Source organism: Xanthomonas sp. NCPPB 1128, assembly GCF_001043115.1.
GTDB lineage: Bacteria > Pseudomonadota > Gammaproteobacteria > Xanthomonadales > Xanthomonadaceae > Xanthomonas_A.
In genome coordinates this window covers 47,662-68,647 of the sequence record NZ_LFME01000016.1, presented here as the reverse complement: position 1 = coordinate 68,647, position 20,986 = coordinate 47,662, and the positions used below count along the sequence as shown (strand labels likewise).

Annotated in this window: 19 protein-coding genes; 9 read left to right on the top strand and 10 right to left on the bottom strand. The window is 70.8% G+C overall.

The window, feature by feature from the left end:
• Window positions 1-78 precede the first annotated feature (78 nt).
• Window positions 79-306 carry a hypothetical protein gene (locus ACP93_RS11620; RefSeq protein ID WP_228136017.1) on the bottom strand — a complete coding sequence of 76 codons (228 nt, stop codon included), beginning with the start codon at window positions 304-306 and terminating at the stop codon, window positions 79-81.
• Between the two features lie 66 nt (window positions 307-372).
• Here ACP93_RS11620 and ACP93_RS11615 point away from each other — a divergent pair, with 66 nt between their 5' ends.
• On the top strand, window positions 373-1,146 hold the full coding sequence (locus ACP93_RS11615; protein WP_048490848.1) for an SDR family oxidoreductase: 774 nt from the start codon (window positions 373-375) through the stop codon (window positions 1,144-1,146).
• Between the two features lie 246 nt (window positions 1,147-1,392).
• On the opposite strand, the gene ACP93_RS11610 is transcribed toward ACP93_RS11615, so the two are convergent.
• From ACP93_RS11610 to ACP93_RS11570, 9 genes are all read right to left on the bottom strand, one after another.
• A complete protein-coding gene (locus ACP93_RS11610) occupies window positions 1,393-2,040 on the bottom strand; it encodes a hypothetical protein (RefSeq protein ID WP_048490870.1) in 648 nt (215 codons plus the stop codon).
• Complete coding sequence (locus ACP93_RS11605) at window positions 2,040-2,795, bottom strand: hypothetical protein (protein WP_048490847.1); 756 nt, start codon at window positions 2,793-2,795, stop codon at window positions 2,040-2,042. The genes ACP93_RS11610 and ACP93_RS11605 overlap by 1 nt, the downstream gene beginning before the upstream one ends.
• A gap of 615 nt (window positions 2,796-3,410) precedes the next feature.
• Window positions 3,411-3,971: an L-threonylcarbamoyladenylate synthase type 1 TsaC gene (locus tag ACP93_RS11600; protein WP_048490846.1), complete on the bottom strand. Its 561-nt coding sequence runs from the start codon at window positions 3,969-3,971 to the stop codon at window positions 3,411-3,413.
• A gap of 357 nt (window positions 3,972-4,328) precedes the next feature.
• Complete coding sequence (locus ACP93_RS11595; protein ID WP_048490845.1) at window positions 4,329-6,815, bottom strand: DNA topoisomerase I; 2,487 nt, start codon at window positions 6,813-6,815, stop codon at window positions 4,329-4,331.
• Between the two features lie 238 nt (window positions 6,816-7,053).
• The gene (locus ACP93_RS11590; RefSeq protein ID WP_048490844.1) at window positions 7,054-8,001 is read right to left on the bottom strand and encodes an RDD family protein; all 948 of its coding nucleotides are present in this window, start codon (window positions 7,999-8,001) and stop codon (window positions 7,054-7,056) included.
• A gap of 37 nt (window positions 8,002-8,038) precedes the next feature.
• Window positions 8,039-8,761 (bottom strand): pilin, encoded by a 723-nt coding sequence (locus ACP93_RS11585; RefSeq protein ID WP_048490843.1) that lies wholly within the window; start codon window positions 8,759-8,761, stop codon window positions 8,039-8,041.
• A 21-nt stretch (window positions 8,762-8,782) separates the two neighbouring features.
• Window positions 8,783-9,256: a DUF494 family protein gene (locus ACP93_RS11580; protein WP_010340686.1), complete on the bottom strand. Its 474-nt coding sequence runs from the start codon at window positions 9,254-9,256 to the stop codon at window positions 8,783-8,785.
• 43 nt (window positions 9,257-9,299) lie between these two features.
• A complete protein-coding gene (gene dprA, locus ACP93_RS11575; RefSeq protein WP_048490842.1) occupies window positions 9,300-10,454 on the bottom strand; it encodes a DNA-processing protein DprA in 1,155 nt (384 codons plus the stop codon).
• A gap of 81 nt (window positions 10,455-10,535) precedes the next feature.
• Window positions 10,536-11,672: a LysM peptidoglycan-binding domain-containing protein gene (locus ACP93_RS11570; protein ID WP_048490841.1), complete on the bottom strand. Its 1,137-nt coding sequence runs from the start codon at window positions 11,670-11,672 to the stop codon at window positions 10,536-10,538.
• A 138-nt stretch (window positions 11,673-11,810) separates the two neighbouring features.
• Between ACP93_RS11570 and def the strand changes: the two genes are divergently transcribed.
• The 8 genes from def (at window position 11,811) to ACP93_RS11525 (ending at window position 20,974) form a co-directional block, all read left to right on the top strand.
• On the top strand, window positions 11,811-12,323 hold the full coding sequence (def, locus tag ACP93_RS11565; RefSeq protein ID WP_010340689.1) for a peptide deformylase: 513 nt from the start codon (window positions 11,811-11,813) through the stop codon (window positions 12,321-12,323).
• A gap of 111 nt (window positions 12,324-12,434) precedes the next feature.
• The gene (gene fmt, locus ACP93_RS11560) at window positions 12,435-13,358 is read left to right on the top strand and encodes a methionyl-tRNA formyltransferase (RefSeq protein WP_048490840.1); all 924 of its coding nucleotides are present in this window, start codon (window positions 12,435-12,437) and stop codon (window positions 13,356-13,358) included.
• 171 nt (window positions 13,359-13,529) lie between these two features.
• Window positions 13,530-14,849 (top strand): 16S rRNA (cytosine(967)-C(5))-methyltransferase RsmB, encoded by a 1,320-nt coding sequence (gene rsmB / locus ACP93_RS11550; protein ID WP_048490838.1) that lies wholly within the window; start codon window positions 13,530-13,532, stop codon window positions 14,847-14,849.
• 25 nt (window positions 14,850-14,874) lie between these two features.
• On the top strand, window positions 14,875-16,590 hold the full coding sequence (locus tag ACP93_RS11545; RefSeq protein WP_048490837.1) for an ArnT family glycosyltransferase: 1,716 nt from the start codon (window positions 14,875-14,877) through the stop codon (window positions 16,588-16,590).
• A 76-nt stretch (window positions 16,591-16,666) separates the two neighbouring features.
• On the top strand, window positions 16,667-17,701 hold the full coding sequence (locus ACP93_RS11540; RefSeq protein WP_048490836.1) for a glycosyltransferase: 1,035 nt from the start codon (window positions 16,667-16,669) through the stop codon (window positions 17,699-17,701).
• Window positions 17,702-17,755: 54 nt separating this feature from the next.
• The gene (locus ACP93_RS11535) at window positions 17,756-19,024 is read left to right on the top strand and encodes an O-antigen ligase family protein (protein WP_048490835.1); all 1,269 of its coding nucleotides are present in this window, start codon (window positions 17,756-17,758) and stop codon (window positions 19,022-19,024) included.
• An 82-nt stretch (window positions 19,025-19,106) separates the two neighbouring features.
• Window positions 19,107-19,940: a glycosyltransferase family 2 protein gene (locus tag ACP93_RS11530; protein ID WP_048490834.1), complete on the top strand. Its 834-nt coding sequence runs from the start codon at window positions 19,107-19,109 to the stop codon at window positions 19,938-19,940.
• Window positions 19,940-20,974: a CDP-glycerol glycerophosphotransferase family protein gene (locus ACP93_RS11525; protein WP_048490833.1), complete on the top strand. Its 1,035-nt coding sequence runs from the start codon at window positions 19,940-19,942 to the stop codon at window positions 20,972-20,974. The genes ACP93_RS11530 and ACP93_RS11525 overlap by 1 nt, the downstream gene beginning before the upstream one ends.
• Window positions 20,975-20,986: the final 12 nt, after the last annotated feature.

Genomic DNA, 20,986 nt, shown 5'->3' with positions numbered 1-20,986 from the left:
GGCCCTGAGCCGGTGGCGGCGCGCCCTCGCGGACGCGTCGCCTGATCCCTGCAACGCCGGCGCCGTGGCCGGCGTTTTTCATTGGGCGGTGGCGGCGTCGAGCGCGGCGTTCTGCGTCGCCGCGGCGTGGTCGAGCGTGGCCTGGGTCTGCTTGGCGCGGTCCAGCGGCTGGGCGATGGCGGTGCGCAACGCGCTGGCCTTCGGTGGTGGCGGCGCATCGGGCGGTTGCGGCGGCTCCGGCTTGCATGCGGCCAGCAGTGCCAGCAGCGGCAATGCCAACGTCATCCTGCGCAGTGGTGCGGACATGGCGGCGACCTCCTCGAGGGTGGAGGTATCATCCTACGCCTCTCACGTGAGCAGACAGGCACGCGCATGCAGCACCGTTGGCGGCTGGACGGACAGACCGCGCTGATCACCGGCGCCAGCGCCGGCATCGGCCTGGCGATCGCGCGCGAACTGCTCGGGTTCGGTGCCAACCTGCTGCTGGTGGCGCGCGACATGGACGCGCTGGAAGCGGCGCGCGACGCGCTGCGCGAGGCCTTTCCCGAGCGCGAGATCCTGGCGCTGGCCGCCGACGTCGCCGACGACGAGGACCGCCGCGAGATCCTCGACTGGGTCGAGGACCATGCCGACGGCCTGCACCTGCTGATCAACAACGCCGGCGGCAACGTCAGCAAGGCCGCGGTGGACTACACCGAGGACGAATGGCGCGGCATCTTCGAGACCAACCTGTTCTCCGCGTTCGAGCTGTCGCGCTACGCGCATCCGCTGCTGGCGCAGCACGCGGCTTCGGCGATCGTCAACGTCGGCAGCGTGTCCGGGCTGACCCACGTGCGCAGCGGCGCGCCCTACGGCATGACCAAGGCGGCGCTGCACCAGCTCACCCGCAACCTCGCCGCCGAATGGGCCGAGGACGGCATCCGGGTCAATGCGGTGGCGCCGTGGTACATCCGCACCCGCCGCACCTCCGGTCCGCTGTCGGACCCGGACTACTACGAGCAGGTGATCGAGCGCACGCCGATGCGCCGCATCGGCGAACCGGAGGAAGTGGCGGCGGCGGTCGGGTTCCTGTGCCTGCCGGCGGCCAGCTACATCACCGGCGAATGCATTGCGGTGGACGGCGGGTTTTTGCGTTACGGGTTCTAGCGGCTGTGCGGCGGCTGCGTGCGCGCCGGGCGCCGGCCGAAAGGCACAGTGCAGGAGGCCCCGGGCGTATGTCGTCGGGACTGAAGTCCCTCCCACAAAGATGCGCGCGCTTACCGCGGTGGATCGGCTGCGGGGGTAATCCGTAGGAGCGGCTTCAGCCGCGACCAGGCTTTCCCGGTCACGCCCGGTCGCGGCTGAAGCCGCTCCTACGACACCAGGCGCACACCCGCGCGCGAGCAAGATGGCTCACGGCGCTGGCTGCACTGCGCCACAGTTGCTGGCCTCAAGCAGGTGCTGGCGGCGTTCGAACTCCGCGTGCAGCGCTTCGGCATGGTCGGGCACGGCGAAGCGCCAGTGCGTTTCGGCTTCGGCCACATAGCTCTTCCAGGCCTCGCACAGCTGCTCGGCGGGCAGTGGCTTGCATTGGTCGCGCAGCACTTCGCAGGCGCTGCCGCCGGCCTGGTTGGGCCCGCCGTCCAGGTCCATCGTGTTCAACGGCACGCACCGCGGTGGCGGTTCGGCGACTTCGCCGATGTAGGACGCCTGCTCGCGGGTGGTGCAGGTATACAGCGGCGGGGGCGGCAGTGGCGGTGGCGGTGGCGGTGGTGCAGCAGCCGTGGTGTCGGCCGGGGTCGGCACGTCCGCAGGCGTGGCGGTGCTCGTGGCGCTTGCAGGGGGCGACGATGGCGTGGGCTGGGCGGCGAGCGTGCTCGGCAGTCCGGCACTGCTCACGCCCTGCATGACTTTCTTCTGCTGGCGCATGCCCTTGGGGCAGGGCATGTTCTGGATGGTCAGGTTGTCCTGCGCGTCGGTGCAGCGGTAGAACACCACCGGTTCGGCGTGCGCGGCGCTGGCGCAGGTCAGCGCCATGGCGAAGCAGAACGCGCGGCGCATCAGCTGCCGCCGCAATCGCGTGCCAGGCGCGCATCGATGCCGCGCTGTTCGGTCTCCATCGCGCGGCGCTCGCTCTGCAGCGCGCTGTTGTAGCGACGGATCAGTTCCCAGCGGCGGTCGCTCAGGCGTGCGCAGACCTCTTGCTCGGGCAGTGCCGTGCAGGTGTCGCGGATCATCGTGCTGCCGGCCGGCACGATCACGCCAGCGCCAGCGGCGACCCCTGGCGGCGGTGGCCCGGGTGGGTGTGGGCCGCCGGGCGGAGGCGGTCCCGGCGGGACGGGCGAGCGGCCATCGGGGCCGCGTCCGGACGGCCGCGCGTACGGACCCTCGGCATAGCCGTAAGCCCACAGCGGCACCCAGCGCGGATTGCCGGCGTTGTCGTCGCTGGTGTAGCGCGCACCTTCCGGGGTGACGCACTCGTACATCGGCTGCGGCGGCTGCACGGTGACGATGCGGAGTTCGCGCTGCGGCAGCGGTGCCGGGGAGGCCTCCGCACGTGCCGGATCGGTGCTGAGGGTGGTGGTCGGCCGCGGCGGCGGATCGCGCGGACGCTGCATGTCCAGCACCTGCTGCTGGCGCGCGTTCTCGCAGGGGGCGTTCTGCAGGCTGACCGCGCCGGAGGCGGCGATGCAGCGGTATATGCGCACCGAGGCATTGCTGCCGTCACTGCGCACCGTCTGCGTCTGTTGCGCCCAGCCGGCGCCGATCCAGGGCGACAGGCTCAGCAGCAGCAAGGGGCGGAGAAGGAAGCGCATGCGCGCATCTTGCGCGCCTTGGGCGACCAGGGAAAGGGCGGTGCGTGCGGGGATTCAGGCCCCCATGGCGTCGCGGCAACGTTGCCGCATTGTTCTGTCGCCGCGAGACTTCGCCCGTACCCTCATCCGCCCCTTCGGGGCACCTTCTCCCGAGGGGAGAAGGGAAATGCCGAAGCCCCTAGGGGTTGGGGTGAGGGTAAGGAGCGCGAAGCGCAGGCGTTGATCCGGCAGTGCGAGGCTGCGCCCGTACCCTCATCCGCCCCTGCGGGGCACCTTCCCCCGAAAAGGGGGCCATGGTCCCGAGGGGAGAAGGGAAATGCTTAGCCCCTCTCCCGCCGGGAGAGGGTTGGGGTGAGGGTACGGAGCGCGAAGCGCAGGCGTTGATCCGGCGGTGCGAGGCTGCGCCCGTACCCTCATCCGCCCCTTCGGGGCACCTTCCCCCGAAAAGGGGGCCATGGTCCCGAGGGGAGAAGGGAAATGCTTAGCCCCTCTCCCCTCGGGAGAGGGGTTGGGGTGAGGGTCCGGTGCGCGAAGCGCCCACGCGGCTCCATCGCGCCGTTGCCGCCGGGCGTCGGCGCAGCGAAAGGTCGGCGTGCGGTGCTGGAGGCCCGCGCCTCAGGCGCGCAGGATCTCGCCGCTGGCAGCGTCGCGGATCGGGGTGGGCTGGGCCAGGCCGCCGGTTTCGCCGTCGAGCAGGCCATCGAGGTCACGCAGCATCAATGGGTCGAGTTCGCTGCGCTGCCGCGCCGGCGGCTCGCCGCCGCGGTTGGCGCTGGTCGACACCAGGGCGCCGCCCCAGGCCCGGCACAGGGCCGCCACTAGCGGATGCGCGCTGATCCGCACGGCGATGCCCTGGTGCGCGCCGGTGATCCAGGGCGGCGCGTGTGCGGCGGCGGGCAGGATCCAGGTGTGGGGTCCCGGCCAGCTGGCCAGCACCGCGGCCAGCCGGTCCGGCGGCAACGCCGACAGGTCGAGCAGCGGGCGCAGCGGATCCAGTTCGGCAGCGACCACGATCAGGCCCTTGTCCACGGGCCGCTGCTTGATCCGCAGCAGGCGGGTCACGGCAGTCTCGTCGTGCGGATCGCAGCCCAGGCCCCACACGGCCTCGGTGGGATAGGCGATCACGCCGCCCTTGCGCAGGACGGCGACGGCATGGCTCAGCGACAGGTCGGTCATGCGCGCATCATGCGGCACGTCCTCGTCTAAGGACAATGACGGGTGGGGGCGCAGGACGGGACGGGAGCGTTGCGGCGTGTCAGGCAGGGCTGCGCGTCGCGGCTGATCCCACAAAAAGGGGGAGAGCCGCTCCTACAGTGGAGGGGCGCGCACGGCGCGTGCTGCCTCGCCGATGTGCGCCACGCAATCGAGGGCTGGCGGTAGCTCGCAGAGGCGAGCTGCGTTTCTGGAGGCGCCTCCTGCTACCAAGAGCGGCGTGTTGGCACTCGGCCGCGCAGCCCAGCTCCATCGCCTTCGCCAATGCCTGTGATACCGAGGGCCGCTGCGCCCACGGCAGCCCCGGCAGCAAGGGCGGCCTCAGCCGCCCTTGGCCACGGTTTTCTTCGCCGCCTTCTTCACCGCTTTCTTGGCGGTCTTCTTCGCGGCCTTCTTGACCGCCTTCTTCGCCGCCGGCTTGGCCGGGGCGTCGGCGGCAGCCTTCTTCGCTGCGCTCTTCTTCGGCGCGGCTTCCTTCTTGGCGGCGGCCTTCTTGGCACCGAAGCCCTTGCGCACCGGCTTGCCGGTTTCCTCCAGCAGCCTCTGCACTTCCTCCAGGCTCAGCGTGGCCGGCTCGCGATCCTTGGGGATCTTGCCGTTGAGCTTGCCGTCGCTGATGTACGGGCCGAAGCGGCCGTTGAGCACCTGGATGTCGCTGCCCGGGAATTCCTTGATGATGCGGTTGCGCGCGATCTCTTCCTTCTCCTCGATCAGGAACACCGCACGGGCCAGATCGATGGTGTAGGGATCGTCTTCCTTCTTCAGCGAGGCGTAGACGCTGCCGCGTTTGGCGAACGGCCCGAAGCGGCCGATGCCGACGCTGACTTCCTCGCCCTTGTCCTGGCCGAGGCTGCGCGGCATCAGGAACAGCTCCAGCGCCTCCTCCAGGGTGATGGTGTGCATGCTCTGGCCGGGACGCAGCGAGGCGAACTTGGGCTTGTCCTCGGCATCCTCGGCGGTGCTGCCGATCGCCGCATACGGCCCGAAGCGGCCCAGGCGCACGCTCACCGGCTTGCCGGTCTTGGGGTCGGTGCCGAGCTCGCGCGCACCGCTGGCTTCGGCACGGTCGACCGATTCCTTCTTGTCCTCGACCAGTTCCTTGAACGGTTCCCAGAAGCGCGACATCAGCGGAACCCACTCCTCCTCGCCGCGCGAGACCGCGTCCAGCTCGTCCTCGAGCTTGGCGGTGAAGTCGTAGTCCACGTACTGGGTGAAGTGGCTGGACAGGAACTTGGACACCGCGCGGCCGACGTCGGACGGGCGGAAGCTGCGGCCTTCCATCTCCACGTACTTGCGGAACAGCAGGGTCTGGATGATCGAGGCGTAGGTCGAGGGACGACCGATGCCGTACTCTTCCAGCGCCTTCACCAGCGCCGCTTCGGTGAAGCGCGGCGGCGGCTGGGTGAAATGCTGCTCGGCCAGGATGCGTTCCAGCGGCACGCGGTCGCCAGGCTTCATCGCCGGCAGCTTGCGGCCTTCGTCCTCGTCCTCGGCGCTCTTGTTGTCCTTGCCTTCCTCGTACACGGCCAGGAAGCCGGGCACCACCACGGTGGTGCCGCTGGCGCGGAACACGTGTTCGCTGCCGGCCGACAGGTCGACGCTGACGGTGTTGAGCGTGGCCGGGATCATCTGGCAGGCCACCGCACGCTTCCAGATCAGCTCGTACAGCTTGCGCTCGTCGTCGGTCAGGAAGCGCGCCACTTGCGACGGGGTGCGCAGCGCCGAGGTCGGGCGCACCGCTTCGTGCGCTTCCTGGGCGTTCTTGGACTTGGTCTGGTAGGTGTTGGGCTGGTCCGGCAGCGAGGCGATGCCGTAGTCGCGGGCGATCACGTCGCGGATCTCGGCCAGCGCGTCCTGCGACAGGTTGACCGAGTCGGTACGCATGTACGAGATCAGGCCGACCGTGCCTTCGTCGCCGATCGCCACGCCTTCGTACAGCTTCTGCGCCACCTGCATGGTCTTGCGGGTGGTGAAGCCGAGCTTGCGCGAGGCTTCCTGCTGCAGGGTGGAGGTGGTGAACGGTGGCGCCGGGCGGCGCTTGCGCTCCTTGCTGGCGACGTCGGTGACGTGCAGCGCACCCTGCGCGGCCTGCTGGATGCGCAGGCGCGCAGACTCGGCGGTGTCGCCGTCGGTGATGGTGAACTGCTCGAACTTCTGCCCGTCGAGCTTGATCAGCTTGGCGTTGAAGTGCTGCGAGGGATGCGCGCAGTCGGCGGCGATGGACCAGTACTCGCGGGCGATGAAGGCTTCGATCTCCTCCTCGCGCTCGACGATCATGCGCAGCGCCGGCGACTGCACGCGGCCGGCGGACAGGCCACGCTGCACCTTGCGCCACAGCACCGGCGACAGGTTGAAGCCGACCAGGTAGTCCAGCGCGCGGCGCGCCTGCTGCGCATCGACCAGGTCGCCGGCGATCTGCCGCGGCTGCGCCATCGCTTCCTTGATCGCGCGCGGGGTGATCTCGGTGAACACCACCCGGTGCAGCGGCTTGCCCTTGAGCAGCCCGCGCTCCTGCAGAATCTCGGCGATGTGCCAGCTGATCGCCTCGCCCTCGCGGTCCGGGTCGGTCGCCAGGTAGATGTCTTCGGCCGCCTTGGCCGCCTTGGCGATGGCCTCCACGTGCTTCTCGTTCTTGTCGATCAGCGCGTAGCGCATCGCGAAGCCGTCGTCCGGATCCACCGCGCCTTCCTTCGGGATCAGGTCGCGCACGTGCCCATACGAGGCCAGGACGTGGAAATCCTTGCCGAGGTATTTGTTGATCGTCTTGGCCTTGGCGGGCGATTCGACGATGAGCAGGTGCTTGGACATGGCGGGTCGGGCTTCGATGGGCGTGGGCGGACGCCCTGGGGGCGGTAGGGTGGCGCAATTGCTCCGGTTAGTGAAGCGTTGCGGTCTGGCAGAGAAGCCGACGCCCGGGGTGGAACCCCCGGGCGTTCAGCTACGGCGCTTATTTATTAGTGGACATGCCCGGCGCCCGCTGTCAAGCCCGCGCCGGATGACCGGGCCGCCGTATGGGCGGCAGCGTGGCGCCCGGAACCCACTGGACTCAGTGCCAGCCGCCCTTGGCGGCCATGCCGATCGCCAGGGCGACCAGCAGCATCACGCCCGCCATCAGCAGGCCGAACAGCGACAGGATCACCACGGTGACGGTGCCCAGCTTGCGCTGCTGCCATTCCGGGTGGTCGGTGTAGGCCCACTTGTCCACCACCAGGGTGTCGCAGAGCATGTCGTGCAGGGCCTGCTTGCGCTCGGTGAAGGCTGCCATCAGCAGGCCGATGCCCAGGGTCAGGCTGCTCAGCATGAAGCCGAAATAGCGGCCCACGCCGCGGGCCACGGTGATGCGGCTGCCGTCGGTGCGCACGACCTTGATGCCGACCGCCATCTTGCCCAGCGTGGCCTGCTTGGTGGAGGCGTGGAACAGGCCGTAGTACAGCGCCGAGATCGCCATCGGCAGCAGGTACAGCAGGAGCAGCATGACGATGCCTGCGGCCGTGGCGAAGTCGGGTTGCTTGCCGAAGCCGCTGATCCCGAAGAAGCCCAGCATCACCACGAACTGGATCACGTTGGCGACGATGCCGACCAGGAACGCGTCGATCAGGTAGGCGGCCACGCGCTTCCAGAACCCGGCCTGCACCACCTCGCCGCCGCCGACCACCCGCACGCCGCCGTCGAGCACGGCGCTGGGCGCTGCGTAGGGCGAGGTCGCCGCGGCCGGGGCGGGTGCGGTCCAGGCGTCGGGCACGGCCGGGATCGGGGCAGGCGGCGGCACCTCTGCGCCGGCCTCCAAGGGGGGCAACGCAGGTGCCGGGACCGGCGCCTGGGTCAGGCCGAGTTCGTCGACGAACTCGGCCAGGGTGCGCCACTCGCTGAGGCCTTCGCGCCAGACCAGGGTGGACAACCCGATCTCGCCGCGCTGGAAGCGCTGTTGCAGGTCGGCGGCCGCGAGCGGCCCATGGCGCTGCTGCGCCGCGTCGGCGTAGTACCACTCAGTCATTCTTTTCCCCGGGGTGCAGTCGAAAACGGTGTGCCGGTCAGCCGCCGCGGCAGTGGACCGGCAGGTCGCGGTCGTCCAGGTCGGAACTGCAGTTCCAGGCGGACGTGCGCTCATCGTAGTCCAGCCACAGCGCTTTGCCATCCAGGCGCTTGTGCTCGGGCAGGCGCAGCGTGGCTTCCAGGCCGCAGTGGCCGTTGTCGAAGCGGCCGATCCGCACCTGCGCGATGGACGTGCCGGCATAACTCTCGGGGGTGCCGAAGCCGGTGTCGCCGTTCACCGCGCAGCGGTGCTCCTGCGCGGCGAAGGCGGCGATCTGGTCCTTCAGCGGCGCCAGGTCGCCGAGGGCCTGCGTGACCTTCGCGCGGGCCAGGTAGTCCTGATAGGCAGGCAGGGCGATTGCCGCGGCGATGCCCAGGAACGCCACCAGCAGCACCCCGCCGATCGCGCCGACGATGGCCATGATGGCGCAGCCGGACAGGCCGCTGCGTGGCGCGGCGACGGCAGCGGGGCTCGCGGGAGCGGCTGCCTGCAGCGGTGGCGGCAACGGCGGTGGAATGGGGGTATCGGGCAGGCCCAGCTCGGCGGCGACCGCGTGCAGCGGCCGCCACTCCGGCAGGCCTTCGCGCCAGACCAGGGTCTCGCGCTGCAGGCGACCGTCGTGCAGGCGTTCCAGCAGGGCGGGCGCCGGCAACGGGCCGTGCCGCTCGCGTGCGGCATCGACGTAGTACCAGAGCGTCGGGGAAAGGGTGTCTTCGTGCATCCGTGCGCGACCGTCAGCGGCTCAGTGAACCGGCTCCGGCTCGTCGACGAACATCTGCGTTTCCATCCACGCGTACGCCGCCTCGGCACCGGGCTGGTTGAACAGCACCATCAGCACCACCCACTTCAGGTCGTCCAGGTCCAGCTCATCCTGGTCCAGGGCCATGGCCCGGTCCAGCACCAGCTCGCGCTGGTCGCTGTCGAGGATGCCGTGCTGTTCCAGGAACAGCAGGAAGCCGCGGCATTCCACGTCGAGCTTGTCCAGTTCCGGGCCGTGGTAGATGCGGATCGGACCATCGATGCGCGGCTGCGCCACGGCTGGGCGCTGGTCGGCCAGGGCGTCGAGCCAGTCGAACGCCTTGCTGATCTCGGTGGGGCTGAAACCGGCCTGGATCAGGCCATTCTGGAGGGAGTCGCGATCGCGGACCGGATCCGCGTCTTCGCTGAAATAGTGTTCGAACAGGTACAGCAGGACATCCAGAATGCTCTCTTTCATTGCCCCTCGGCCTGCGTCGCGAGACGCTGTGGAGGTGAAGAAACTAGGGTTTGCGGGTGTAACGACCGCGTTCGACCGCCACGTAGCCATCCAGTTCCATGGCCAGCAGCATGGAGGACGCCGCTGCGGCCGTCAATCCGCTGCGTGCGATCACTGAATCCATACAGATGGGGTCATGGCCCAGCGCCTGCCACAAGCGCTGGTAGTCGGAGTGAGGGAAGGCCGGTGTGGCGTCGCGCGCGATGCTGGCTCCCTGTGTGGGGGCGTTCAGGCGCCCGCGCAAGGCGTCGGCGAGTTCGGCCGCCAGGGGGGCGACGCCGGCCAACACCTCCTCGGCGCTTTCCACCAGCCCGGCGCCGTCGCGGATCAGCCGGTGGCAGCCGCGCGCCAGTGGGTTATGGATGGAGCCGGGCAGGGCGAACACCTCGCGCCCGGCCTCGGCGGCCAGCCGCGCGGTGATCAGCGCGCCGGAGCGGGTGGCCGCCTCGATCACCAGGGTCGCCAGGCTCAGCCCGGCGATGATCCGGTTGCGCGCCGGAAAGTGGCCCGCCCGCGCTGGCGTGCCGGGCGGATGCTCGCTGACCACCGCGCCGCGTTCGGCGATCTGGCTGCGCAGGGCGGCATGCTGGCGCGGGTAGGCCAGGTCCGGGCCGGTGCCGACCACCGCCACGGTCAGCCCGTCCGCGCGCGACAGCGCCGCCCGGTGCGCGGCGGCATCCACGCCACTGGCCATGCCGCTGGTCACCGCGAAGCCGGCCGCGGCCAGGGCCAGGGCGAAGCCGTAGGCGTTGTCGCGACCGCCGGCGCTGGGCGCGCGGCTGCCGACCACGGCGACGCCCGGGTGCCACAGCGCCGCGGGGTCGCCGTCCACGTACAGCGCCAGTGGCGGGTTGGGCGTACGCCGCAGCAGGGCCGGGTAGTCGGGATCGTGGCAGCCCAGCAGGTGCCGGCCTGGCTGCGCCAGCCAGCGCTCGGCGGTTTCCAGCGCTGCGCGGTCGGGCCGCTGCAGCGCGGCGATCTGCGCCGCATCCAGGCCGGCGGCATGCCAGCCGGCGGGACCTGCGGCCAATGCCGCGGCCGGGCTGCCGTGCTGTTCCAACAGCAGCCGGCGCGGGGCGCTGGCGCCGCCGGCCAGCGACAGGCGCAGCAGGGCCGGATCGGTGGGTGCGTGGACGGGAGCGGGGGCCGGACTGGACATGCGTCCAGCCTAGGCCGCAGACGCAGACGGCGCCCTCGGGCGCCGTCTGCAATCGCTGTAGGGGGATGCCCCGGCGGCGGGTCAGCGCGCGTCCGGGTGCTTGACGTCGTAACCGATGCGGGTCGGTTTGATGCCGTCCATCACCAGCGCGTAGCTGACCTTGTCGAAGGTGCGGAACACCATCGCGTGCGCGGCGTATTCGTCCGGCAGCGCCACGGTCGTGCCGCTGCCGCCGGTGAAGCCGTCGTCGGCGCGGGAGGTGTTGGGGTGGCGCACGCGGTCGTTGACCCGGGTACCGTGGCGCCACAGCGACACCACCGTGCCGTTGTCGATGCCTTCGCGGCGGCCGCCGGAAATGGCGATCACGTCGCGCGGACCGGCCGCGCTGAACGCGTCGGCCACCGCCAGCACCCGCAGGCCGGCGGCCAGCGCCTGCTCGGACGGCGGGTGCGGCACGAACTGCAGGTCGTAGGGCTGCGCCTCGACCGGGATCAGGCGGTCGCCGGCGCGCACTTCGCGGGCATTGTCCTGCAGCAGCAGGGCAGTGGCCTGGCGGCCATCGGCGGATACGCGGGCGACGGTGCCGATGTTGACCTGGGCCAATTCGTAGCCGAGCGTCTCGCGGCGCTTGTCCGGCGGCACGAAGGTCTGCCACAGGTTGCCGCTGCCGGGGATGCTGCGGCCTTCGGCATTGAGGTCGTCGCTGAGCTTGGGCAGCAGGTAGCGCACGGTCGGGCGGACCACGGCGTAGCGCTGCCCGGCCTGGGCCTGGCCGAGGCCGACCGCGTAGACCAGTTGCCCGTCGGTGGCGCGCAGGCGGTTGTCTTCGGTGCCGACCACGTAGGGCAGGTCGTCGATGCGGTCGACCACGCGCAGGTTCTTCAGGAACGGCTCCACCTGCGCCAGCGGGATCGCGTCGATCGGCGCGTCCTGGCGCGGACCCGGCTTGACCTCGGCACGCGCCACCCGGTCCAGGTAGGCCAGGCTGAGCACGTCGCCGGGATAGATCAGGTGCGGGTTGTGCACCTGCGGATTGGCCTGCCAGATCTCCGGCCACAGCCAGGGCTTGCCGAGGAAGCGCCCGGCGATGTCCCACAGCGTATCGCCCTTGCGCACCACGTAGGTGTCGGGGTGTTCGGCGGCCATGCTGGCGGAAGCAGCATAGGTCGCCACGGTGAGCATCGCCACGGCGACGACCGTGCGGAGTCGATTGAACATGAGCGCGGAGCCTGATTCCCCAACAGGTTCGCGCACTATAGTGCAGAACCCTGGTGCGGGCGCAAGCGTCGGGCGCAGAAACGGGTAGAATCCGCAGGTCTTGCCGAATCGTCCGGCGCCCCCATCTTGGGTACCGCTATGGCCCTGCTCCCCATTCTCGAATTCCCCGACCCGCGCCTGCGCACCAAGGCGGTGCCGGTCGATGCCGCCGAGGTCACCTCCGCGGCCTTCCAACGCCTGCTCGACGACATGTTCGAGACCATGTACGACGCGCCGGGCATCGGCCTGGCGGCCAGCCAGGTGGACGTGCACAAGCGCTTCATGGTCATCGACGTCAGCGAGGAGAAGAACGCCCCGCAGGTGTTCATCAACCCGCAGATCGTGCAGCGCGACGGCGAACAGGTGTACCAGGAGGGCTGTCTGTCGGTCCCCGGCATCTACGCCGACGTGACCCGCGCCGACGCCATCACCGTGCGCTACCTGGACCGCCAGGGCCAGCCGCAGGAACTGAGCACCGACGGCCTGCTGGCGGTGTGCGTGCAGCACGAGATGGACCACCTCGACGGCAAGCTGTTCGTCGACTACCTGTCCCCGCTCAAGCGCGAAATGGTGCGCAAGAAACTGGCCAAGGCGCGCAAGCACGTGGCCTGACGGCCGGGATTCGGGAGCCGGGATTGGGGATTCGCCAGAGCGAATCGTCCCCTGCCGGTCGCCGATCCTGCCGTTGCGAATCCCCAATCCCCAATCCCGAATCTCCGCCAAATGAAACTCGTCTTCGCCGGTACGCCGGACTTCGCCGTGCCGTCGTTGCGCGCGGCTGCGCAGCGCCATGAAGTGATCGCGGTCTACACCCAGCCTGACCGCCCTGCCGGGCGCGGGCGTGGGCTGACCCCGTCGCCGGTCAAGCTGGAGGCGGTGGCGCGCGGCATCCCGGTGCTGCAGCCGCAGACGCTGCGCACGCCGGAGACGCTGCAGGCGCTGCGCGCGCTGCAGCCGGACCTGATCGTGGTGGTGGCCTACGGGCTGATCCTGCCCAAGGCGGTGCTGGCGATCCCGACCCATGGCTGCTGGAACGTCCACGCCTCGCTGCTGCCGCGCTGGCGCGGCGCCGCGCCGATCCAGCGCGCGATCGAGGCCGGCGACAGCGAGACCGGGGTGTGCCTGATGCAGATGGAGGCCGGGCTGGATACCGGCCCGGTGTTGCTGTCGCAGCGCACGCCGATCGGCGCCGACGAGACCGGCGGGCAGTTGCACGATCGCTTGGCCGCGCTCGGTGCGCAGGTGCTGGCCGATGGCTTGGGCCTGCTGCGTGCCGGCCTGCGTCCGGTGGCGCAGCCGCAGCCGGAGGCCGGCGTGACGTACGCGCAGAAGCTGGACAAGGCGCAGGCGCGGCTGGACTGGCAGCAGCCGGCGGCGCAGCTGGCGCGGCAGGTGCGCGCCTTCGATCCGTGGCCGGTCGCCGAGGCGATGCTGGCCGGCGAGCGGGTGCGGGTGCGCGGCGCGATCCCGCTGGACCTGGCCCACGGGCAGCCGCCGGGCACGGTGCTGACCGCGTCCAAGCAGGGCATCGACATCGCCTGCGGCCAGGGCGCGCTGCGCCTGCGCGTGCTGCAGCGCGAGGGTGGCAAGGCGATCACCGCCGCCGACTACCTCAATGCACGGCGCGACCTGCCGGTCCTGGCCTGAGGCGTCGAGCATGCCTGCGTACGCCGCGTTGAGCCTCGCAGGCGCGGCCGTGGCCGCGTGCTCGCTGATGCGCAGGCGGACGTCCACCGCTTCGCGCATCCCCGCCATCCGCATGCGCAACCACGGCACGGCATACGCGCGCGGGCACGCCATGTCCCGGAGCACGCGCCGATGACCACGACGCCCGCCGCTGCGTGGCCACCAGGCGTGGCCCCGCGGGTGGTCGCCGCCCGCGTGCTGACCGCGGTGATCGATCGCGGCCGCTCGCTCAAGGCCGAACTGGCCATCGCCTTGCCGACGCTGCCGGACTCGCGCGACCGTGCGCTGGTGGAGGCGATCTGCTTCGCCGTGCTGCGCCGCCGCCCGGCCTACGAGGCGGCGCTGCGGATGTGGCTGCAGAAGCAATTGCCGCAGCGCGATGCCGAATTGCGCGGCCTGCTGCTGGCCGGCTTCGCCCAGCTCGATGCGCTGGGCCTGGCGCCGCACGCGGCGCTGTCGGCGACGGTGGAGGCGACGCGCGCGCTGGATCGGCCGCGCCAGGCCGGGCTGGTTAATGCGCTGCTGCGGCGCGCGCTGCGCGACGGGCTGCCGGCGGTCGCCGCCGATGCGGGCTGGCCGCTGTGGTTGCGCGATGCGCTGCACACCGACTGGCCGCAGCAGGCCGAGGCGATCTTCGCCGCCAGCCAGCCGCCGGCGCCGCTGTGGCTGCGGGTCAACCGCCAACACGGCAGCCGTGATGCCTATCTACAGGAACTGGCTGCGGCCGGCATCGCCGCGCAGGCGTCGCCGCTGCTGGCCGATGCCATTCGCCTGGAGACACCGCTGGCGGTGGGCGCCTTGCCGGGCTTCGCCGACGGCCGCGTCTCGGTGCAGGACGGCGCGGCGCAGCAGGTCGCCGACGTGCTGGCGCCGGCGCCGGGTGCGCGCGTGCTCGACGCCTGCGCGGCGCCCGGCGGCAAGTCCGCACACCTGCTCGAACGCGACCCGAGCCTGCGCCTGACCGCGCTGGACGTGGATGCGCGGCGCCTGGCGCGGGTCGGCGAGACCTTCGCGCGCACTGGTACTGGCGCCCAGGCGCAGCTGCAGGTCGCCGACGCGGCGCAGCCGCAGGACTGGTGGGATGGCGAGCCGTTCGACGCGGTGCTGCTCGACGCGCCGTGTTCGGCCACCGGCATCGTGCGCCGCCAGCCGGATGTGCTGCTGCATCGCCGGCGCGAGGACGTGACCGCCCTGCAGGCACTGCAGGTGCGCCTGCTCGACGCCGCCTGGCAGGTGCTGCGGCCGGGCGGGGTGCTGGTCTACGCCACCTGCTCGCTGCTGCAGGACGAGAACGCACGGCAGGTGCAGGCCTTGCTGGCGCGGCAGCCCGGTGCGGCCCTGGAGGATCCGGGCGTGGCCTGCGGGCATGCCTCCGGCGGCGGCCGCCAGCGCTTCCCGGGCGAGCAGGACTGCGACGGGTTCTACTACGCAAGGTTCCGCAAGACGGCATGAACCGGCCCCGGTATCATCGCCTCCCATGCTGAAGACCCGCGCGTCCCGAGAGTTCTGGTTGTTGGCCATCCTGGCCGTGCTGGTGCTCGGCGCCGGCCTGGGCCTGCGCGATCCGCACCCGGCCGACGAACCGCGCTTCGCGCTGGTCGCCAAGCAGATGGTGGAGAGCGGCAACTGGCTGTTCCCGCACCGCGGCACCGAGCTGTACTCGGACAAGCCGCCGATGCTGATGTGGCTGCAGGCCAGCTTCTATACGCTGTTCGGCAACTGGCGGGTGGCGTTCCTGCTGCCGTCGCTGCTGGCCGGGCTGGGCACGCTGGCCTGCGTCTACGACCTCGGCCGGCGCCTGTGGACGCGCCGCGTCGGCATGTACGCTGCCTATGCGTTGTTGTTCGCCTTCCACTTCACCTACCAGGCGAAGAAGGCGCAGATCGATCCGCTGGTGGTGTTCTTCATCACCCTGGCCAACTACGCGCTGCTGCGCCATCTGTTGCGCGGGCCGGACTGGCGGCTGTGGGCGCTGGGCTGGTTCGCCGCCGGCCTGGGCACCATCACCAAGGGCGTGGGCGTGCTGGCGCTGCTGATGCTGCTGCCGGCCGCGGCGGCGTCGCTGGCGCACTGGCGCGGGGTGCGGGTCGGCCTGCGCGATCCGCGCTTTTGGCTGGGGCCACTGGCGTTCCTGGCGGCGGTGTCGATCTGGCTGCTGCCGATGGTGGTCACCGCGCTGTCGAGCAACGCGCCCGAGTACCGCGCCTATCTCAACGACATCCTGTTCCGGCAGACCGCCGGGCGCTACGCCAAGTCCTGGGACCACGCGCACGGGCCGCTGTACTTCTTCGGGGTGATGCCGAGCATGTGGTTGCCGGTGCTGCTGGCGTTGCCTTGGGCGATCTCCGCCTGGGCGCGGCGCCTGCGCCGGCGCGATGCGCGCTACCTGCTGCCGCTGGCCTGGTGGGCGCTGGTGGTGCTGTTCTTCTCGATCCCGACCGGCAAGCGCGACGTCTACGTCCTGCCGGCGCTGCCGATGCTGTGCCTGGCGATGGGGCCGCTGATCCCCGGGCTGTTGCGCAAGACCGGGGTCAAGCGCCTGCTGCTGGCGTTCACCGCCCTGCTGACGCTGGCGCTGGGCGGCGTCGGCGCGGCGATCCTGCTGGGACACGGCTTCCGCGCGCGGATGATGGAAGACCGCGGCATCGACCTGGCCACGGTGCAGGTGCTGGCCTGGATCCTGCTGGCGATCGGCCTGTGGGGCGTGGCCAGCTTGGCCGCGTTCGCGCGGCGCCGCCCGGAACTGGCGACGGTCTCGACCCTGACCATGGTCTGGGCGATGGCCGGCTTGCTGGTGTACCCGCTGATCAACCTGTCCAGCTCCGCGCGCGGGGTGATGGAGTCGGTCGGGCGCCGCATCGGCCCGGATGCCGAACTCGGCCTGGTCGCCTGGAAGGAACAGAACCTGCTGATGGCCGACCGCCCCGCGACGACCTTCGGTTTCGTGGTGCCGTGGGAACAGCAATTGCGCCGCGGCATCGCCTGGCAGGCGCAGGCGCCGCAGCGGCGCTGGTTGCTGGTGCAGGAGGCGGCGATGCTGGGCTGTGTGGACCGCAGCGCCAGTGTCCTGGCCGGCGTCGCCAACCGACGCAACTGGTGGCTGGTCCCGGCCACTGCGGTGCATGGCCGCTGCGTGGCCACCCAGGAAGATTTCGATCGCCTGCGCGAGCAGGACAAGGATCGCCTCGAATGAACCGCGCCCGCGCGTTGCGGCGGCGTGGCGCAGGTGCCGCTGGCGGCCAGCGTGCCGCGCCGGCTGGGGAGCGCGCGTGCCGCCACGCCTGATCCGGGTCATCAGCCGCGACAACGGCGGCGGCCTCAGCCGCGACCTGCAGGTGGTCGCCGACCTGCTGCGCGAGACCGGCCGCTACCGCGTCGAGGTGCTGGGCTTCGGCACCGTGCGCATGGCCAACCGCCTGCGCGAACTGCGCCTGTTCCTGCGCAGCCTGCTGTTCGGGCGCGCCGACCTGCAGATCTTCCTGGAGCGGGTGTACCCGCGCTGCCTGGGCAGCGGCCTGCGCAACGCGCTGATCCCCAACCCGGAATGGTTCCGGCACAAATGGCTGCGCTGCCTGCCGCGCTTCGCCCAGGTGCTGTGCAAGACCCGCCAGGCCGAACAACGTTTCTCCACGATGGCGCCGACCGCCTTCATCGGCTTTTGCAGCGACGATTGCTACCGTCCAGAGGTGCCGCGCGAACGCGCCTGCCTGCATGTGGCCGGGCGCAGTTCAGCCAAGGGCACCGCGCTGCTGCTGCAGACCTGGGCGCGGCACCCCGAGTGGCCGCGGCTGACCGTGGTGCAGAGCGCCAAGAAGTCCCATCCGATCGAGGCCGAGAACATCGACTACCTGACCGGTTACCTCGACCAGCAGGAACTGCGGCGGCTGCAGAACGCGCACCGCTTCCACCTGTGCCCGTCCGAGGTGGAGGGCTTCGGCCACTACATCATGGAAGCGCTGAGCGTCGGCGCGGTCGTGATCACCACCAATGGTGCGCCGATGAACGAACTGGTGAGCGCCGAGCGCGGCGTACTGATCGACCCGGTCGGCGAGGGCCCGGACAACTTCGGCGTGCGCTACCGGATCGAGGCGGCCGGCCTCGAACAGGCGATGGCGCAGGCGCTGGCATTGACGCCGATGCAGTGCGACGCGCTGGGCACCGCCGCGCGTGGCTTCTTCGAGGCGCGCCGTCGCGAGTTCGGCGAGCGCCTGCGTGCGGCGGTGGCCGATCTGCTCGGGGAGACGCCGCCGCCCGCCGTGCCGGCCAGCCATGGCGCCGATCGCGAACAGGTCAGGCCGGGTTAGGGAAGCGCCCCGGATCATCGCCGACCACCCCACCCCTACGGCCTTCCCTCCTCGATGTCCCAGCCGATCGCGCCACGCCATGCCGTTTCCGCGTTCTCGCGCCAGTCGCTGGCCGAACGCGGCGCGGCGCTCGCGCTGCTGTGCCTGCCGGCGCTGGTGATCAGCATGCCCAGCGGCTTGCTGCCGTTCGGCCTGCTACTGCTGGCGACCAGCCTGCTGGCGCTGCCGCAACTGCGCCAGGCGGTGACGCCGATGCAGCCATCGCTGCGCTGGCTGTGGATCCTGGCGCTGCTGGTGATCGGGCTGTCGTTGTGCTCGGTGCTGTATTTCGGCCAGCCGCTGAAGGACATCGACAACCGCACCCGCTTCCTGGTGCTGCCGTGGGCGGCGCTGTGGACTTACGCCCTGCGGCCGTCGCAGCGCCTGCTGTGGTGGGGCGCGCTGCTCGGCATTCTCGCCGCGCTGGTGCTGGCCAGCGTGCAGGTGCTGCAGGGCCAGCCGCGCGCCGAGGGCTGGACCAACGCCATTGTGCTGGCCGACGTGGTGCTGATGCTGATGGTGCTGGCGGTGTTCTGCCGGCCACGCGGGCAGTGGCCGTGGGCCGTGGCCGCGGTGGTGGCCGGCGGCATCGTCATCCTGCTCAGCGGCAGCCGCGGCGTGTGGCTGGGCGTGCTGTTGCTGCTGGTGGTCAGCGCCCTGTGCCTGCGCTGGCGCGACAGCGCGACCCGGCTGATGATCCTGGGCGCGTGCACCGCGCTGGCGGCGGTGCTGGTGCTGAGCGTGCCGGCGCTGACCAAGCAGACCCGCCTGGCCGAGTTGCACCACGACGTGCAGCGCTACGAGCGCGGCGACAGCGATTCCTCGGCTGGTGCGCGCATCGAACGCCTGCAGGTGGCGGCGGCGACCTTCGTCGAACACCCCGTGGTCGGGGTCGGCGTGGGCCGCTTCGATAATGCCATGCTGCGCCTGCCGGACTGCCGCAAGGGCTTTGTCGAGCGCTGCCACCTTGGCCACGCGCACAACGACCTGGCCGAATGGAGCGCGACCCAGGGCCTGCCCGGTACCGTGCTGATCCTGCTGGTGTACGGCGTGCCGCTGTGGCTGCTGTTGCGCCTGTACCGGCGCCGGCCGCAGCCGCACTTCCACGGCGCGGCAGCGGCCGGGATCATGGTGGTGGCGGCCTACATCCTGTGCGGCATGACCCAGTCGATGTTCGCGCACCAGGTGAGTACCGGTTTCTATGTCTCGCTGGTCGGCGTGCTGATCGGGCTGGCCGCGCGCGAGGCGGAGCCGGCCGCTGAAGGCGTCGCGCGAAGCCGGTAGACTGCCGGTCCCGCATCGCCGGGCGGCGCGGCGCCTGGCGCCGGCCGCCGGCACCGCGTCTGACTTCCGGAAATTGCGCGCCATGGCCGACGCCGCCGCCGCTACCCTGCCGCTGAGCCTGGTGGTGATGACCTACAACGAGGCCGCCAACATCGCGCGCTGCCTGGACAGCGTGCCGTTCGCCGCCGACAAGCTGGTGGTGGACTGCGGCAGCACCGACGACACCGTGGCGATCGCCCGCGCGCACGGCGCACGCGTGGTCGAGCAGGCCTGGCTGGGCTTCGGCCCGCAGCGCAACTTCGCCTCCACCCACGCCGCGCACGACTGGATCCTGGTGCTGGACGCGGACGAGTTCCTGTCCGACGCGCTGCGCGCCGAGTGCCTGGCGCGGCTGCCGCAACTGCTCGCCGAGGACCGCGTGGACGCGGTGTGGCTGCGCCGCAGCACCTGGTACATGGGCGCGCCGATGCGCTGGTACAAACCGATGGTCGGCGAGCGCCTGGCGCGGCTGTACCACCGCGGCCGCGCGCGCTGGAGCGATGCGCGGGTGCACGAATCGCTGCGCTTCGACGGCGCCAGCGCCGAGTTCGCGCCGCCGTTCAACCACCTGCACAACCCGACCCTGGTGCACAAGCAGCTCAAGGTGCTGCGCTACGCCGAACTCAAGGCGCTCGGCTGGCGCGACAAGCGCAAGCCGGTGAGAATGTGGCAGAGCCCGTTCGTGTTCGCCGGCGCCTTCCTCAAGGACTATCTGCTGCGGCTGGCCTTCCTAGACGGCTGGCGCGGCTTCGTGGTGGCGCAGACCGCGGCCAGCTACGCGCTGTACAAGCGCATGCGCTACTACGAGATGCAGAGCAACCCGGCCTCGGTGGAGCAGGCGCGGGCGCAACTGCAACGGCATGATCTGGAGCACTGATGAGCAAGCACTATCTGCTGTACGGGTCCGAGCGCTATGCGCTGGCGATCCTGCGCCCGCTGCAGGCGGCGATCCGCGCGCGCGGCGACCAGGCGGCATGGTTCTTCGACGGCCCCGGCGCCGAGGATCTGAGCGCCGACGAGCGCCACCTGGCGACGGTGGAAGAGGTGCTGGCCTGGAATCCGTACGCGGTGATAACCTCCAGCAACGCGGTGCCGCATTTCTTCCCGGGCGTGAAGGTCGAGACCTTCCATGGCTTCGACGCCGGCAAGCCGCGGCACATCTACGTGCGTGGCTTCTTCGACCTGTACTGCACCACCGGCCCGCGCGACACCGCCGCGTTCGGTGCACTGGCGCGCAAGCTCGGCCATTTCGCGGTCAAGGAGACTGGCTTCCCCAAGATCGACCCGTTCATGCGCGAGATCGGCGCGGAGCTGGCGCCGGTGCGGCAGCCGCCGGTGATCCTGTACCACTCCACGTTCTCGCCGTCATGGAGCGCGGCCGGCATCCTCTACGACGAGGTCGCGCGGCTCTCGCGCAGTGGCGAATGGCGCTGGATCGTCACCTTCCATCCGAAGATGGACCCGGCGGTGGTCGCCCGCTACCGCGCGTTGGAGAGCGAGTACCTGCACTTCGCCGACAACGACAACATCCTGGAGCTGTTCCCGCAGGTGGACATGATGTGCTCGGACACCTCGTCCGCGCTCAACGAATTCCTGCTCACCTACAAGCCGGTGGTGACGTTCAAGAATCGTCGCCCTGGGCCGCAGCTGATCGACATCGACGATCCTGCGCAGTTCGAGCCGGCGATCCGCCGCGCGCTGCAGCGGCCGCCGGAACTGATGGCGGCGATCCGGGAGTTCGCCGATGGCCTGCATCCCTACCGGGACGGCCAGTCCAGCGAGCGCGTGCTGCGCGCGATCGACGACTTCGTCGCCGAGGGCGCACGCAACCCGCGGCGCAAACCGCTGAACCTGTGGCGCAAGCTGAAGATCCGCCGCCGCATCGGCTACTGGGGCCGCGGCGCGCGCTGACGCGCAGCAGCG

Excerpts from the sequence above, each read along its gene's own strand:
- ACP93_RS11620 (WP_228136017.1), bottom strand. The coding sequence starts at position 306 with ATGTCCGCACCACTGCGCAGGATGACGTTGGCATTGCCGCTGCTGGCA.
- ACP93_RS11615 (WP_048490848.1), top strand. The coding sequence starts at position 373 with ATGCAGCACCGTTGGCGGCTGGACGGACAGACCGCGCTGATCACCGGC.
- ACP93_RS11610 (WP_048490870.1), bottom strand. The coding sequence starts at position 2,040 with ATGCGCCGCGCGTTCTGCTTCGCCATGGCGCTGACCTGCGCCAGCGCC.
- ACP93_RS11605 (WP_048490847.1), bottom strand. The coding sequence starts at position 2,795 with ATGCGCTTCCTTCTCCGCCCCTTGCTGCTGCTGAGCCTGTCGCCCTGG.
- ACP93_RS11600 (WP_048490846.1), bottom strand. The coding sequence starts at position 3,971 with ATGACCGACCTGTCGCTGAGCCATGCCGTCGCCGTCCTGCGCAAGGGC.
- ACP93_RS11595 (WP_048490845.1), bottom strand. The coding sequence starts at position 6,815 with ATGTCCAAGCACCTGCTCATCGTCGAATCGCCCGCCAAGGCCAAGACG.
- ACP93_RS11590 (WP_048490844.1), bottom strand. The coding sequence starts at position 8,001 with ATGACTGAGTGGTACTACGCCGACGCGGCGCAGCAGCGCCATGGGCCG.
- ACP93_RS11585 (WP_048490843.1), bottom strand. The coding sequence starts at position 8,761 with ATGCACGAAGACACCCTTTCCCCGACGCTCTGGTACTACGTCGATGCC.
- ACP93_RS11580 (WP_010340686.1), bottom strand. The coding sequence starts at position 9,256 with ATGAAAGAGAGCATTCTGGATGTCCTGCTGTACCTGTTCGAACACTAT.
- dprA (WP_048490842.1), bottom strand. The coding sequence starts at position 10,454 with ATGTCCAGTCCGGCCCCCGCTCCCGTCCACGCACCCACCGATCCGGCC.
- ACP93_RS11570 (WP_048490841.1), bottom strand. The coding sequence starts at position 11,672 with ATGTTCAATCGACTCCGCACGGTCGTCGCCGTGGCGATGCTCACCGTG.
- def (WP_010340689.1), top strand. The coding sequence starts at position 11,811 with ATGGCCCTGCTCCCCATTCTCGAATTCCCCGACCCGCGCCTGCGCACC.
- fmt (WP_048490840.1), top strand. The coding sequence starts at position 12,435 with ATGAAACTCGTCTTCGCCGGTACGCCGGACTTCGCCGTGCCGTCGTTG.
- rsmB (WP_048490838.1), top strand. The coding sequence starts at position 13,530 with ATGACCACGACGCCCGCCGCTGCGTGGCCACCAGGCGTGGCCCCGCGG.
- ACP93_RS11545 (WP_048490837.1), top strand. The coding sequence starts at position 14,875 with ATGCTGAAGACCCGCGCGTCCCGAGAGTTCTGGTTGTTGGCCATCCTG.
- ACP93_RS11535 (WP_048490835.1), top strand. The coding sequence starts at position 17,756 with ATGTCCCAGCCGATCGCGCCACGCCATGCCGTTTCCGCGTTCTCGCGC.
- ACP93_RS11530 (WP_048490834.1), top strand. The coding sequence starts at position 19,107 with ATGGCCGACGCCGCCGCCGCTACCCTGCCGCTGAGCCTGGTGGTGATG.
- ACP93_RS11525 (WP_048490833.1), top strand. The coding sequence starts at position 19,940 with ATGAGCAAGCACTATCTGCTGTACGGGTCCGAGCGCTATGCGCTGGCG.